This is a genomic window from Mesorhizobium sp. M1322 (genome assembly GCF_040318085.1).
Classification (GTDB): domain Bacteria; phylum Pseudomonadota; class Alphaproteobacteria; order Rhizobiales; family Rhizobiaceae; genus Mesorhizobium.
Window position 1 is genome coordinate 46,010 of record NZ_JAMYLP010000032.1, and the last position, 13,778, is coordinate 59,787.

The 13,778-nt window shown below is 62.2% G+C and carries 13 protein-coding genes and 2 pseudogenes; 8 read left to right on the forward strand and 7 right to left on the reverse strand.

The window, feature by feature from the left end; all coding sequences use genetic code 11:
- Positions 1–5 precede the first annotated feature (5 nt).
- Complete coding sequence (locus NKH12_RS14505; RefSeq protein ID WP_352953742.1) at positions 6–683, forward strand: hypothetical protein; 678 nt, start codon at positions 6–8, stop codon at positions 681–683.
- Between the two features lie 169 nt (positions 684–852).
- On the opposite strand, the pseudogene NKH12_RS14510 reads toward NKH12_RS14505, so the two are convergent.
- Positions 853–1,077, reverse strand: a pseudogene (locus NKH12_RS14510) (ABC transporter permease); the annotation flags it as partial.
- A gap of 48 nt (positions 1,078–1,125) precedes the next feature.
- Positions 1,126–1,881, reverse strand: coding sequence for an alpha/beta hydrolase (locus NKH12_RS14515; RefSeq protein ID WP_352953743.1), 756 nt, complete (start codon positions 1,879–1,881; stop codon positions 1,126–1,128).
- Positions 1,882–2,024: 143 nt separating this feature from the next.
- On the opposite strand from NKH12_RS14515, the gene NKH12_RS14520 reads away from it, so the two are divergent.
- Entirely contained in the window at positions 2,025–2,483 is a 459-nt protein-coding gene (locus NKH12_RS14520) for a MarR family winged helix-turn-helix transcriptional regulator (RefSeq protein WP_352953744.1), read from the forward strand.
- An 81-nt stretch (positions 2,484–2,564) separates the two neighbouring features.
- On the opposite strand, the pseudogene NKH12_RS14525 reads toward NKH12_RS14520, so the two are convergent.
- Positions 2,565–2,899 (reverse strand): annotated as a pseudogene (locus NKH12_RS14525) (ABC transporter permease); the annotation flags it as partial.
- Positions 2,900–3,181: 282 nt separating this feature from the next.
- Here NKH12_RS14525 and NKH12_RS14530 point away from each other — a divergent pair.
- The 5 genes from NKH12_RS14530 to NKH12_RS14550 are packed head-to-tail and all read left to right on the forward strand — an operon-like array spanning position 3,182 to position 8,544.
- The gene (locus tag NKH12_RS14530) at positions 3,182–3,730 is read left to right on the forward strand and encodes a sugar dehydrogenase complex small subunit (RefSeq protein WP_352953745.1); all 549 of its coding nucleotides are present in this window, start codon (positions 3,182–3,184) and stop codon (positions 3,728–3,730) included.
- Positions 3,727–5,340: a GMC family oxidoreductase gene (locus NKH12_RS14535; RefSeq protein WP_352953746.1), complete on the forward strand. Its 1,614-nt coding sequence runs from the start codon at positions 3,727–3,729 to the stop codon at positions 5,338–5,340. The genes NKH12_RS14530 and NKH12_RS14535 overlap by 4 nt, the downstream gene beginning before the upstream one ends.
- 5 nt (positions 5,341–5,345) lie before the next feature.
- Positions 5,346–6,170, forward strand: a complete 825-nt coding sequence (coxB, locus tag NKH12_RS14540) for a cytochrome c oxidase subunit II (RefSeq protein ID WP_352953747.1) — start codon at positions 5,346–5,348, stop codon at positions 6,168–6,170.
- Entirely contained in the window at positions 6,167–7,741 is a 1,575-nt protein-coding gene (locus NKH12_RS14545) for a cytochrome c oxidase subunit I (RefSeq protein ID WP_352953748.1), read from the forward strand. Before coxB ends, NKH12_RS14545 begins: the two co-directional genes overlap by 4 nt.
- On the forward strand, positions 7,738–8,544 hold the full coding sequence (locus tag NKH12_RS14550; protein ID WP_352953749.1) for a cytochrome c oxidase subunit 3: 807 nt from the start codon (positions 7,738–7,740) through the stop codon (positions 8,542–8,544). Before NKH12_RS14545 ends, NKH12_RS14550 begins: the two co-directional genes overlap by 4 nt.
- Positions 8,545–8,803: 259 nt before the next feature.
- On the opposite strand, the gene NKH12_RS14555 is transcribed toward NKH12_RS14550, so the two are convergent.
- Positions 8,804–9,316, reverse strand: a complete 513-nt coding sequence (locus NKH12_RS14555; RefSeq protein ID WP_352953750.1) for an OmpA family protein — start codon at positions 9,314–9,316, stop codon at positions 8,804–8,806.
- Between the two features lie 10 nt (positions 9,317–9,326).
- Positions 9,327–9,986, reverse strand: coding sequence for a L,D-transpeptidase (locus NKH12_RS14560; protein WP_352953751.1), 660 nt, complete (start codon positions 9,984–9,986; stop codon positions 9,327–9,329).
- Positions 9,987–10,259: 273 nt separating this feature from the next.
- On the opposite strand from NKH12_RS14560, the gene NKH12_RS14565 reads away from it, so the two are divergent.
- On the forward strand, positions 10,260–11,318 hold the full coding sequence (locus NKH12_RS14565; protein WP_352953752.1) for an aminopeptidase: 1,059 nt from the start codon (positions 10,260–10,262) through the stop codon (positions 11,316–11,318).
- A gap of 231 nt (positions 11,319–11,549) precedes the next feature.
- Here the strand turns inward: NKH12_RS14565 and NKH12_RS14570 are convergent, their stop codons facing one another.
- Both NKH12_RS14570 and NKH12_RS14575 read right to left on the reverse strand, forming a co-directional pair.
- Positions 11,550–11,783 carry a hypothetical protein gene (locus NKH12_RS14570; protein ID WP_352953753.1) on the reverse strand — a complete coding sequence of 78 codons (234 nt, stop codon included), beginning with the start codon at positions 11,781–11,783 and terminating at the stop codon, positions 11,550–11,552.
- Between the two features lie 798 nt (positions 11,784–12,581).
- Positions 12,582–13,562 (reverse strand): ABC transporter permease, encoded by a 981-nt coding sequence (locus tag NKH12_RS14575; RefSeq protein ID WP_352953754.1) that lies wholly within the window; start codon positions 13,560–13,562, stop codon positions 12,582–12,584.
- Positions 13,563–13,778: the final 216 nt, after the last annotated feature.

The window sequence follows — 13,778 nt, forward strand, 5'->3', positions numbered from 1 at the left end:
CGGAATTGACCCGGGGTGTCGATCTGCCGTTGGCGGCGATCCACGACGTCCACCTGCACGTCATCGCTGATGGCGTGGCCCAGGCGTTCAAGGACCTCCGCCTGAGCGCCATAGGGACGGTCGCGACGGGCGACGAAGCCGAGGTGACCGCGCTGCTGGAAGCCCGCCTCAACCGGATGATCGAGGAGGACCAGGTCTGGCGACAGCTCGTGGCGTCCGTCGTGCGCGGCAAGGAGAGCTTAAGCTTTGACGGCTCGCATCTGGAAAAGCGCCCCGACCTTTCCATTCATCTCACTGCTCGAACGCGCCGATTCCCGCTAATCGCGGAAGCCAAGATTATCGACGCCACGAGGGGCGAACACCTCTACTGTAGCCAAGGCCTGCAGCGCTTCCTCAATGGGGAGTATGGCTGGGGTGGCCGTGAGGCGTTAATGATCGCTTATGTGCGCGACGGGACAACCATCGCGACCCGCCTCGAGCCCTATCTTGCGCTTTCGGCACAAGCGACCAACTATGCGGTCGAAAATGCTCCGACGTCCCTCGAATTGGGGACATGCGACGCCGCACGATCCGGGCACGGCCGGTCCTTCCTCTATGGCCACACGACACCGCCAGCGAACGACCCAGGCGCCATTGCTCTCTGGCACCTTTGGGTTGACGCATCCGCCGTCGCAACGGCCTAATCTCAGACGGATAAGGGACTGCGACCATCCCACACACTATAGCCGACGTCCGCTTTTGGGTGGCGCAGGATAATACTCTACGGCAGACATGAGGCGCAAAGCTGTCATGCACGACTCCGTTTGTGAGAGTCTGCTTCGGGTCACAAGCAGCCACTCGCGTCAGCCTCTCCTACCGATCCTCAATAACCCGCAAATACGCCGCCGTCACAAACAGCTCGATCAACCCAAACAGAATCCGCCGAGCACCCTCCGGCATCTACAGGATCGTCAGCAGCGTCGTCAGCACGGTGAGGGCGCCGATGATGGTGCCGCCGCGGCCGCCACAGCCGCCGAAGATCGAGGTGCCGCCGATCACGGCGGCGGCCACCGAAGGCAGCACCAGCGGCTCTTTGAGTTAGTTCCCGAAGCGCCGACAGACGCTTCGGGGTTGACGTAGCTTCATTCACTTGCTTGTCGCAGCCTGCTCGATGAGTGCAGCGACAGCCTCGGGCTTTGATACATAGACGGCATGGCTGCCGGCGGTTTCCGTGATGGTTGATCCGGCCCGCCCGGCCATCATGCGCTGCGCCGCCGGCGGGATCATTCGGTCTTCAGACGCAACCAGGTAGTAGCTCGGCTTGGACTTCCATGCCGGATCGGTGACTGCGCCGGTCAGCGCTTCGACGCCCCACGGAACCTGCGAATCGGCCATGAACGATGCCACATCGGCGTCTACATCTGCGGCGAACGAGGCAGCGAACTTGTCCTTGTCGAGGAAGAGGAAACCATTCACGGGCGGCAGGATGGGAGGCACAGGCGCGCCAGCAGGCGGATTGGCGATCAGCGAGGAAACGGACTCACCCTTGTCCGGTGCGAACGCGGCAATGTAGACGACAGCCTTCACCTTCTCGTCCGTTCCGGCTTCGCTGACAACGACGCCACCATAAGAATGGCCGACGAGAACGACAGGACCGTCCTGTTCGGCAATCGCGCGCCTGGTCATGGCTACATCGTCAGCCAACGAGGTCGTCGGATTCTGAACGATGGTGACGTTGTAACCGTCCTTCTTCAGGATGTTGTAGACGCCTTGCCAGCCCGAACCATCGACGAAGCCGCCGTGGACGAGAACGACGTTCTTAACGCCTGCTGGCTGTGCGGCGGCGGGCGTGGTTGCCGCCAGTGCGAGTGTCGTAGCGGCGGCGACGAGGGTCTTGATCATATCGGCATCTCCTTGTTTGTCACGATAATCATTATCGCGATAACCAACGTGTACAGATGCGCATTCGCCTTGTAAAGCGATTTCTTTATCGCGATATCATTTTTTGTGGTAATGGACGTCCGCGCCACGAAATGGAGACTACAATGGCCAACGACCCCGTGCTACCGCTTGATGGCCAGCTTTGCTTCTCAATCTATTCCGCCTCGATCGCCATTCAGCGTGTCTACAAGCCGATGCTGGATGAGCTTGGCGTTACCTATACCCAGTACCTGGTACTGAGCGCCCTTTGGGAGCGCGACGGGCTAACGATCGGCGCTATCGCGGACAGGCTGGCGCTGGAGCCAAGCACGATCACGCCGGCCGTAAAGCGCCTCGAAGCTGCGGGCTTTGTTGCTCGCCAGCGCAGCACAACGGATGAGCGGCAGGTGCAGGTCCATTTAAGTGAAAAGGGCGCTAACCTTCACGCCAAGACAGGCTGCCTGACGGCCGCCCTACTGCTCCATTCGGGCTTCACGGTGCCCGAAATGATCGAGCTAAACCGTAAAGTGCAGTTGCTGCGCGACGGTATGAGAGACGCTGCCGCCCCAACTCCCGTCGCGTAGTCCTTCGCTACTGCGTGCGGTAGCGGTCCTACTGGCGGGGATGCCGACTGTCCGCTTCGGATCAGCAGCTCGCGTCACCGCCTACCTATCCTCGATAATCCGCAAATACGCCGCCGTCACAAACAGCACGATCAGACCGAACAGAATCCGCCGCGCCCCTTCTGGCATCTGCAGGATGGTCAGCAGCGTCGTCAGCACGGTGAGGGTCAGCGCGCCGATGATCGTGCCGGTGTAGCCGCCGCGGCCGCCGAAGATCGAGGTGCCGCCGATCACGGCGGCTGCCACCGAAGGCAGCACCAGCGGCTCGGCCAGCGACAGCGACGGCGCCTTGATCAGGCCGATATAGAGCAGGCCGGCGAGCACGCTGAGATGACGTAAAGCAGGCGGTCAAAGCCGGTGCGGTTCAAGGTGAAGACGCGTTTTGGTCGAGAACTGACCGGCTGCATTTGGGATGCTGTGTCGAGAAGCTGCCATTCCGCCGCCGCCTCAGGCGACCAGAACAGCAACGACCGCACCCGCATGGATAGGTCGCGCGTGCAAGGTCAGGCCCAAGCGGCGCTTTTGATCTCAAATTTGGAGCTCTCTGGCTCGACTGTTCTGAGCTTGAAAGGGTCGATTGACCAAGCTCAGATTGAGCCGTAGCTTCAGATAAGCGTGCGGCCTCGTTGTTTCAGCAGAGGCTCGCCTTGAGGGTACCGATGGCTGGCAGTGACGATGCGCGTCTGCCCAAGCAGGTAGGGGAGCCGGCGGCGCGTCATTCTGCGCCGGCAACAGTGCGGCGACGCGAGCTTCTCATTGCCGTCTCGACACTCGCCGCATTCTTCGGATTGCCCGCCGCGGCCCGTAGCCAAGTCGCCTTGAGCAGCGCGATCGACCCCGGCGCGTTTCGCGAATTGACAGGCATACTGACGGGCATGTCGCCGAGCGACGCCACGCTGCCGGAATTGTTCCTGCAGGCATTCTCCGCTGACGCCGCCGATCTCGGAAAACTGCATGCGATCGTGACGGAACAGCCCGAGACAGAATGGGACAGCGCGATAGCGTCGGCGGGGCTGAAACCGCTGTCGGAAACGCTCATCCAAGCCTGGTATACGGGTAGCATCATGCACGGCTCGGAAGAACGCGTTCTTACCTATCTCGATGCATTCGTCTGGCATGCCTGCGGTTACACCAAGCCGCCGACGCGATGCGACACGAATTTTGGCGCGTGGGCGAACGCACCGCCGCCAGGACGGTTTTCCGAATGACCGCGCCGGCGTCCGCCGATGTCGTGTTTGTCGGTTCAGGCGTAGCCGCGGCGCTTGCCGGCGCGGCTATCGCGAAAGCAGGCTTCAGCGTGCTGTTCCTCGAGGCGGGACCGCGCGTCGATCGCGGCACCGCTGTGACACGATTCCAGTACTCGTCCGCGAAGGGCCAGAACTCGCCTTACCCCGACCAGCCCTATGCGCCGCAGCCGGAAGAATCCGACTTCTCCGCCTACTATGTCGAGGCTGGGCCGGACACCTTTAGGGGACAGCAGGCGAGGATCGTCGGCGGCACCACGTGGCACTGGGGCGGGCTCGCCGCGCGGTTCCGGCCAAACGATTTCAAGATGCACTCGAAGTTCGGCGTCGGCGTCGATTGGCCAATCGCCTATGGCGATATGGAGCCGTGGTACCAGGCCGCCGAGGAAGAGATCGGCGTCGCGGGCGACGACACCGCCGATTTCGGCGCGCCGCGCTCAAAGTCGTTTCCGATGCCACCGATCCCCATGACCTATGCCGACAAGCAGGTCGGCATCGCTGCCAAGGCGCTCGGCTACTCGGTGTTGCCATTTGCACAGGCGCGCAATTCGGTGTGGCGCGATGGCCGCCCGCAATGCTGCGGCAATGCGAGCTGCGTGCCGATCTGCCCCATCCAGGCGAAGTACGACGCGACGCATCATCTCGCCATCGCGGAGCGCGCCAGCGCGCATGTCGAGCCGCAGGCCGTGGTGCACGAGCTAGTCGTCGGTCCGGACAAACGCATTGCCGAAGTGCGTTACCGTCGCCCGGATCGCAGCGAGGGCAGCGCGATCGGAAAAATTGTGGTCATCGCGGCGCATACCATTGAGACGCCAAAGCTGCTACTGCTTTCGACGGGAGACAATGCGCCGACGGGCGTGGCGAACAGTTCCGACCAGGTCGGCCGCAATCTGCTGTCGCAGATCGATGTCGGCATTCAGGGACTGACCAGGGATCCCGTGTTCACCTATCGCGGACCGGTCTCGACCGGCGGCATTGCCGAGCTTCGGGACGGCGATTTCCGCAACGAGCGTGCGGCCATCGGCATCTCGCCTTCCAATGAGGGCTGGGCGCGGGCGGTCGGTCCGTTCCAGGCTGCGACGACCTTCATCAAACAGGGCCTGCGCGGCGATGCGCTGAAGGCGGCAGTCCGTTCGCACGTCGCGCGGGAGCTGATCATTGGCAGCTCTGCCGAAATGCTTCCCAATCCGGACAATCGCGTGACGCTGAGCGATCAGATGGACGGGATCGGCATTCCGCGGCCGAACATCGCCTTCAAGTCTGACGACTACACGGCGCGCGGGCTGGCGGTCGCGCGCGATGTGCAGAACAAGCTCATGGCTGCACTCGGCGCCACGCAGATCAAGCAGCTCGGCCCGATCGCCGACAGCGCGATCATGGGGGGCACGACACGTATGGGAGATGACCCGCTCACCTCGGTCGTCGACAGGGACCTGAAGAGCCACGACCATCCAAACCTCTACATCGTCGGCTCGTCCGTCTTCCCGTCCATCACGGCGAATGCGCCCACGCTCACCATTGCGGCGCTCAGTGCGCGCCTCGGCGCGCATCTCATCTCCGTGCTGAGGGCGTAAATGTCATGCGCGGGCGGGGCACTGTTTTCCTCGGTTTTGTCTCCGCAATGATGCTCGACGCACGGCACGGCTTGGCGCAGGCGCCGGCGAACTGGCAGACAAGTTTCGGCGTCTCGGCCTCGGAGACGAAGGAGCGGATCGTTGCGCTGCACGACCACATATTGCTGATCGGCGTCTGCATCGTCGCGCTCGTCGCCATGCTGATGGGTTTCGCGCTCTTGCGCTTCCGGGCGAGCCGGCACCCCACGGCGTCAAAAGTCACGCGCATGCCGTGGCTGGAATTCGGCTGGACGATCGCGCCGGTGCTGGTGCTGGGCGCGATCGCCGCGCCGTCGCTCCAGCTGCTCGCCTATGAGAGCGATATTCCCGACGCAGAGTTGACGATAAAGGCCAGCGGCCATCAGTGGTTCTGGCGTTATTCCTATCCCGACAATGGCGGCTTCGCATACGATTCCATCATGTTGCCGCCGGCCTCCGTTCCGGCCGGTGAACCGCGTCTGCTAGCGGTCGACAATCGCATGGTTGTCCCGGTCGGCGCTGTCGTTCGCATACAGGTGACATCGTCGGACGTCGTGCACTCCTTCTTCATGCCGGCACTGGGCCTACAGATTTACGCCATGCCCGGGCGCCTCAACGAAACCTGGACACGCGTCGAGAAGCCGGGCGTCTATTACGGGCAGTGCAACCAGATCTGCGGTCTGAACCACTCCTTCATGCCGATCGCGATCGAGGCCATGGCGCAGCCTGATTTCGACGCCTGGGTGCGGGACGCTGCAACGCGATATCCGGTCGTCAGTGCCGCGACCATATCAGCGCAGGTGGCGAAATGAGCGCCACCGAACATAGGCGCGAGTGCCGGTCGATTGCGGCCTGGGTGTTCACCACCGACCATAAGGCGATCGGCACGCTTTATCTCGGATTCGCGATCATGGCGGGGACGCTGGGTGGCGCGATCTCGGGCTACATGCGGCTCGAACTGGCGCAGCCGGGCATGGACTATGTCGTCAACGGCCAGTCCTGGAACGCGCTGATCACCGCGCATGGCCTAATCATGATCTTCTACATGGTGATGCCGGCGTTGATCGGCGGCTTCGGCAACTGGTTCGTCCCGCTGATGATTGGTGCGCGCGACATGGCCTTTCCGGGACTGAACAGTCTCGGCTTCTGGTTGCTGCCGCTGTCCTTGATCATGCTGATCGGGTCGCTGCTGGTCGGCGACGGAACGGGTACCGGCTGGAGCCTCTATCCGCCGCTGTCGGGCATAGACGGCCAGCCCGGACCGTCGGTCGACATGACGATCCTCGCGCTGCACTTGGCCGGCATTTCTTCCGTGATCAGCGCGATCAATTTCGTCACTACCATCCTCAACATGCGCGAGGATCGCTTGCCGCTGTTCGGCATGCCGCTGTTCGTGTGGTCGATCCTGATTTCGTCGCTCATGCTGCTTCTCGCCATGCCGGTGCTGGCGGCCGCGCTGGCGATGCTGCTTGCCGACCGCAATTTCGGCGGCGCCTTTTTCGATCCAGCCGGCGGCGGAGACCCGATGCTGTTCATGAACCTCTTCTGGTTCTTCGGCCATCCGGAGGTCTACATCATGATCCTGCCGGCCTTCGGCATCATCAGCCAGATCGTCTCGCGGTTCTCAGGTCGCCCGATTTTCGGTTATCCCGGCATGGTGCTGGCGATGGCATCAATTGCGGCGCTGGGTTTCATCGTCTGGGCGCACCATATGTTCACCGTCGGTGTCGGCTTCGCGCCGCGTGCCTTCTTCACGCTGGCCTCGATGGTGATCGCGGTGCCGACCGGCATCAAGGTGTTCGCCTGGATTGCCACTATGTGGGGCGGGTCGATCCGCCTCACCGTCCCGATGCTGTGGGCGCTGGGCTTCATCATCATGTTCACGGTCGGCGGCACGACGGGGATCGTGCTTGCCAATGCCGGCGCGGATCAAGTGCTGCACAACACCTACTACGTCGTCGCGCATTTCCACTATGTGCTGAGCCTCGGCGCGACCTATGCGATCTTCGCCGGCTACTATTACTGGTTCCCGCGCATGACCGGACGCATGTTCCCGGAGTGGGTTGGACGGTTGCATTTCTGGTGCTTCTTCATCGGCACCAACGTTCTGTTTTTCCCGATGCATTTTCTCGGACTGGCAGGAATGCCCCGGCGCATCGCGGATTATCCAGACGGTTTCTTGGGCTGGAATATGATTGCGTCGCTCGGCGCTGTGCTCGCGCTCGCCTCCACGCTGCTGTTCCTGGTGATGCTTGCGGTCTCGCTGCGCCGTGGCGCGCCGGCCCCGCGCGATGTGTGGGGTCCGGCTTTCACGCATGAATGGGATGACGATCCCGAGATGGCGCGTCCGCGTGGCACGGTGGGCGCGGAGGCAGGCGCGTGAGCAAGACTGGCACCGAGGTCGGCGGCACGGATGGCCGATGGCCTGTCGCGATTGCTGTCTCGCTGTTCCTGCTGGCGTGCGCCGGTCTCGCGCTCTTCCATCCGTCGCTGTTCGGCACGCTGGCCGGCAGCATCGCGGTACTCGGTCCGCTCGTGATCGCGGTGGGGCTTCTGCCATTGTTCATCGCTCTGACAGCGTGGTCGCGGGCGACGAGTGGTGAGCGTGCGAATGGTCCGCAAAACACCTTTGGCCCGAGGATCGCGATCATCGCCTTAATCGCGTCCGAGATAGCGTTCTTCGCCGCCTTGTTCGCCGTCTACCTACGATACGCGATCTATCCGGAGATCGCGGGGTTCAGCTCATGGCCACCTACGCCGATGCGCCCCGACGACCCTTGGGGCGGCCCGCTTCTCAATACAGTGATCCTCGTCGCGTCGGGGGTCTGCGTCGCAGCGGCGCATGACTGGCTTCTGAAAGAGCGATGGCAGCTTTCGGCTATTGGGCTTACCGTGGCGATCGCGCTCGGCGGCGTGTTCGTCGGCCTTCAGCTTCGGGAATTCAGCCTCGCCTCGGTGGGATTCCGCGACGGTGTCTATCCCTCGATCTTCTTCCTTACGACTGGCTTCCACGGCCTGCACGTCGTTATCGGCATCTTGTTGCTGTCGATCGCCGCATATCGGGTGATCCGCGCGCGCTCAGCCGGCGGCGCCGGCTTCATAACGACGGCGGCATCCTGGTACTGGCATTTTGTCGATGCGGTGTGGCTTCTGCTGTTCGCCGTCTTCTACGCCTGGGCCAGCTAGGAGCGTACCGACGCGACGTCGACTAGCATCGGCATTGCTGAAACATATCTGGGAGCCAGCTGAGGGCGGCCTTCGCGGCTCAAAGTAGCATAGAAGCAAACTCAAAAGCACCCAGAAGAGCTGCCTCTGGCGGAAGTGACCTTTACTCCATGGTCGATCAGTTTCCTGCAGGATCAAGTAGTGTAGTGGCTCCCGTCCTCGATCCATGCCGCCGTCGCGTGTGAGACTCTGCTTCGGGTCACAAGCAGAACAGCAGCCCCTATGGCTCGTCCCTCACATCGCGCAAATTAGACACAACGCGGCGGTTCTGCGACCTGCAGGCGGTGTCGGGGCAGTCGCGGACGAGCCTGTCCTTGCCGTAGCCCTTGGCCCACATGCGGTTGCGGTCTATGCCGCCGGCGGCGATGTAGTCCATCACCGCATCGGCGCGCTGCTGCGACAGCGCCGTTTCACTTGCGCCGGGATCGTCGGCGAAGCCCTGCAGCTTGAGCAGCCAGCGCGGATGCTTTGCCAACCAGGCGATCTGGGTGTCGAGGGTGGCCTTGGCGACAGAATCGAGCGCGGCCGAACCTTGCGTGAAATAGGTGCGGCGGCCGACATTGAGGATAAAATCCTCCTCGCTGCCCGGCTGCACGTTCTGGAAGCCGGCAACCTCGGTGTTGGTGATGTCGGGCGTGGAAGGGGCCAGCGTGTTGCTGGTCGAGCAGGATGCGGCCAGCAGCAGCAGGCCGGCGGCGAGCAGCCGGCGCGTGTTTTCAATCATGCGGTTCATGTGGCGCCAATCATTCGACAGTGGTGGAAGCGGGCGCCTGGTCGGCGATGTGCGGCAGGACCTGCACCGCGGTGCCGATCGGGCAGCGCTGGTAGAGGTCGATGATGTCTTCCGGGAACATGCGGATGCAGCCGCTGGAAGCGTCGGTGCCGATGCTCCATGGCTCCAGCGTGCCATGCAGGCGGTAACCGGTGTCGGCGCCGTTGCGGTGCAGATAAAGCGCGCGCGGCCCAAGCGGATTGTTGGACGCGCCGCCTGCGACCATGTGCGGTAGGTCCGGCCTGCGCTTACGCATTTCGGGGGGCGGGACCCACTGCGGCCACAGCGCGCGGCGGTCGATCGTTGCGCGGCCGTACCATTTGAAGCCGTCCTTGCCGACACCGACGCCGTAGCGGATGGCGGTCTTGTTTTCCATGATGACGTAGAGGAAGTGGTGGCGGGTATCGACCACGACGGTGCCGACCGGCTCGCTGCTGAAATACTTGACGATCTGGCGATGCCATCTCTTGTGGATCTTGGCGAAGTTGGTCTTGCGATAGACAAAATTGTTGTCGCTGGCGGTACCGGCGAAAAAGGATTTTGCCGCCGCGGCTTGAGCAATATTGCTGGTTGCACCCACCGCGACCAGCGCCAGGCCGCCGAGCACGACACCCCTGCGTGATAAAACCATCGGCAATATTCCCCCTCATGCCAAAAGCCTGGCGGACCATAATTGAGAATTACTTCGCCTCAAAGTGGAAAATGCTGCGTTGCTTCAGTCCGCCGTGCCCGGACAGTCGGCAATTTGCCGGCCAGTGACCGAATTGTGACAATCTTGCCGAGGACGAACGTCTAACCTAAACCATTCCAGGACATTAACCAAATTGGCGCGACTGTTTGGGACCGGGCGTGGTTGCGACATTGCCCTATCCGGACGTGTGAGCAATCTCGTGGGCGAACCGTGATGCATGCTTTTTTTCGTTCGGTTGCTGCGATGATCGTGATATCCGGCGTGGCAGGTTGCACCAGCATTTCTTACTACGCACAATCCTTGAAGGGTCACGTGGAGATCATGGCGGCGCGCCAGGATGTCGGAGAGCTGATCGACGATCCTTCGACCCCTGGGACATTGCGCGCTCGAATGGCATCGGCGAGCGCCATCCGACAGTTTGCGATAGATGAACTAGCGCTGCCGGACAACAATAGCTACCGCAGCTATGTTGACGTTGGTCGGGACGCGGTGACATGGGCCATCTTCGCCGCGCCGGAATTCTCGCTGACGCCACGAACATGGTGCTTTCCAGTGTTCGGATGCGTTCCGTACCGAGGGTACTTCTCCAAAAGGTCTGCGATTGAAACCGCCGTCGAACTTCAGAGACAGGGCCTGGACGTCTATGTGACGGGCATCACTGCATATTCCACGCTCGGCTGGTCAAGTGACCCGCTGCTAAGCACCATGCTCAGCCAAGATGAAGCGGGTCTTGCAGCGCTGGTGTTCCATGAGCTGGCCCACCAGCGCATCTACGTACAGGACGATTCCGCGTTCAACGAAGCGTTCGCTGCCGCTGTCGAAACAACCGGTGTAAGAAAATGGCTGCGCGCGAATGGGGATACTGCCGGTTTGCGCCGTTACGAAGCCGACCGGAGGCGCAGAGCTCAATTTCTTGCGCTGGTGTCGCAGACCCGAGACGAGCTACGGCACGTCTATGATAACAGCGCTACCTCTGAGCAGAAGCGGGCCGCAAAGGTAGCCGCGATCGAACGGCTGCGGATGCGCTACCGAGAGATGCGCGACAGTCGCTGGCGTGGATACCGAGGATACGATGTCTGGTTCGATTCTCCGATTAACAACGCGAAGCTCGCCGCGACTTCCGTCTACGGCGATCGGGTGGCGACGTTTCTCCGCTTGTTCGATTTGTGTTCGGGCGACTATCCACGATTCTTCGCGTCGGTTCGACGGATAGGCGCGTTAGACAAATCTGACCGCGCCGAAGCGCTCAAGGCGGCAGATTCCTGCGATTGATCCGGTCAAATCCGAAGGCCAGAAGCGGCGAATCGGTTGCTGATGTACTCGGCAGCCGGCGCAGGTGATTGAATTGACCATTTGTCGGCCGATTTCCTAGGTACTTTGACGTCGGCGGGGCCGGCAGCCGCATGTCGGCCTACAGAAGCCAAAAGCGGACTTGCCTGAACTCCCCGCGGGATATTGGACCACAATGATTGCCGGCGGGCCGTGGCGCCTCAGCGTGCGCCCCTAAGAGGCCGAAAACCTCACGCTCACGCCGCGCTGCCGAAAATAAGCCTGCATTAGCTTGCGGCCCGAACGGTTGTTCTGCGCCAGCCTGGTCGGATCGAACACCGCTTGTTCTATCCCCTCTCGCGCCAGCGCTGCTTTGAGCGCCGCGATATGTGCGTCGATATCGGTATTGTTCGCCCGGAGCGATGCATAGATGCTTTCGGTCGCCTCGGCCACGGTCGGCTCGCTCACGGGTGTACTCCTTTGGCTATTCGGGCGGCGGCTTAGCACACATCAGCGGCTTCGCCGATACCGATAAGACGGCTAGATGGGCGGCAACAGTGTTCCTTGGGGTCGGTTGTGAATCATGGGGTCCGCCTGAGTCGGAGATCGCGAGCCATGTCGACACGAACGAGTGAGGAGGGTTGGACGCACACGTTCGAGTATCCGGGCTTGTCTGCCGCGACGCATCAGCAGTCTGTTGCGCGGCCCGTTCGAGCCGGGAAAGGTTCTCCTGTTCCTTGGCGCGCGGCTCCATGGGTTCACCTCCCGATGTGGCCATCGACCCCCAGCCAGTGCTTCTCGTCTTCGACGGCGGCATTCCGGCAACGACCCAATGTCAGTCGCTGACTGGCTCCTCGCCGGTCGCCGAAAGCTCGCCTTCATTCCGGCGGCCCCGTCCTTGGTGAATGGGGTGAAATAGGCAAGCACGTCGCCACCATATTCGGCAAATGCCTTATAGCCCGATCCGAAATTAAGTTGAGTTTGTTATCAGCAGCTCCCCGAGAGCCCACCGGTAGAGATCTCGACCGTTCATCGAGCGGCCGTTGGTTCGAATTCGCTCTTCCGGCGGGGATCATGCCGGCGGATAGCCAATCCATTGGATTGCGCGGTTGACTCGAGCCCATCACCACGACTGAGCGAACGGCGGCATTCGGGATCGAGCTGAGCGTCGACGAACGGCTGAGATTGGGCGTAAAGCTGTAATGCACGGCTCCGTGTGCGAGAGTCTTGCTTCGAGACAAAGCAGTTGCTCGCATCAGCCTTCCCCTACCGATCCTCAATAATCCGCAAATACGCCGCCGTCACGAACAGCACAATCAGCCCGAACAGAATCCGCCGCGCCCCTTCGGGCATCTGCAGGATGGTGAGCAGCGTTGTCAGCACGGTGAGGATGAGGGCCCCGATGATCGTGCCGGTATAGCCGCCGCGGCCGCCGAAGATCGAGGTTCCGCCGATCACCGCGGCTGCCACCGAAGGCAGCACCAGCGGTTCGGCCAACGACAGCGACGGCGCCTTGATCAGGCCGATATAGAGCAGCCCGGTAATGCCGGCGAGCACGCTCGAGATGACGTAGAGCGCGGTGATGACCTGCCAGTAGCGGACGCCGGACAGGCGTGCTGCCCCTTCATTGTCGCCGACCGCGTAAAGCAGGCGGCCGAAGCCGGTGCGGTTCAAGGTGAAGACGATGAGGACGGCGATCGGCACGAACAGCAGCAGCGCGTTGGGCACGCCATAGGTGAGACCGGTGCCGAGCCAGGCCAGGAAGGGCGGAATCTTGGCGCCCGAAGCGATGACGGTGCGCTGGTAGACCTGCAGGCAGCCGGTGCCGATCAGGCTGGTGCCGAGCGTCATGATCAGCGGGTGCACGCGAAAGACGCCAACGCCGATGCCGTTGACCAGGCCGATCAGCACCGCCGGCACCAAGGCGATGAGGATCGCCACCGCCGGATCATGATTGACGACCTGCGTCGCCATGATGAAGGCGCTCATCGTCGCCACCGTTCCGACCGACAGATCGATGCCGCCGGTCAGCATGGTCATGGTCTGGCAGCCGGCAAGAATTGCCAGCGGAATGGCGAATTTGACGGTGTTGGCGAGCCAGCGCTCGTTGACGATGCCGGGGCGCAGGATCTGCAGGATCACCACCAGCATGACCAGCAGGATGATCAGAGGAATCAGCGGCCGGTCGGCCATGAAGCGCTTGAGGCGGCGGCCGAAGGGTACGGGTTGGATCGCGGTTATGCTCATGATGTTGCTCGCGATTGGTTTTGCCCGATGTTGGTATTGGGAGAGGATGGCGCTCTACGGTGCCCCCCTCTGTCCTGCCGGACATCTCCCCCAACGGGGGGGGAGATTGGCAGCTTCGGCGCCTCGCTCATTCTTGGAACGCTGACAATTGGCGAAAGCCGTCGCGCCGTCCAATCTCCCCCCAAGTTGGGGGAGATGTCCGGCAGGACAGAGGGG

Coding starts and splice junctions, on each gene's coding strand:
- NKH12_RS14520 (WP_352953744.1), top strand. CDS start 2,025: ATGGCCAACGACCCCGTGCTACCGCTTGATGGCCAGCTTTGCTTCTCA.
- NKH12_RS14565 (WP_352953752.1), top strand. CDS start 10,260: ATGCATGCTTTTTTTCGTTCGGTTGCTGCGATGATCGTGATATCCGGC.
- NKH12_RS14545 (WP_352953748.1), top strand. CDS start 6,167: ATGAGCGCCACCGAACATAGGCGCGAGTGCCGGTCGATTGCGGCCTGG.
- NKH12_RS14515 (WP_352953743.1), bottom strand. CDS start 1,881: ATGATCAAGACCCTCGTCGCCGCCGCTACGACACTCGCACTGGCGGCA.
- NKH12_RS14560 (WP_352953751.1), bottom strand. CDS start 9,986: ATGGTTTTATCACGCAGGGGTGTCGTGCTCGGCGGCCTGGCGCTGGTC.
- NKH12_RS14575 (WP_352953754.1), bottom strand. CDS start 13,562: ATGAGCATAACCGCGATCCAACCCGTACCCTTCGGCCGCCGCCTCAAG.
- NKH12_RS14555 (WP_352953750.1), bottom strand. CDS start 9,316: ATGAACCGCATGATTGAAAACACGCGCCGGCTGCTCGCCGCCGGCCTG.
- NKH12_RS14530 (WP_352953745.1), top strand. CDS start 3,182: ATGGCTGGCAGTGACGATGCGCGTCTGCCCAAGCAGGTAGGGGAGCCG.
- coxB (WP_352953747.1), top strand. CDS start 5,346: ATGCGCGGGCGGGGCACTGTTTTCCTCGGTTTTGTCTCCGCAATGATG.
- NKH12_RS14535 (WP_352953746.1), top strand. CDS start 3,727: ATGACCGCGCCGGCGTCCGCCGATGTCGTGTTTGTCGGTTCAGGCGTA.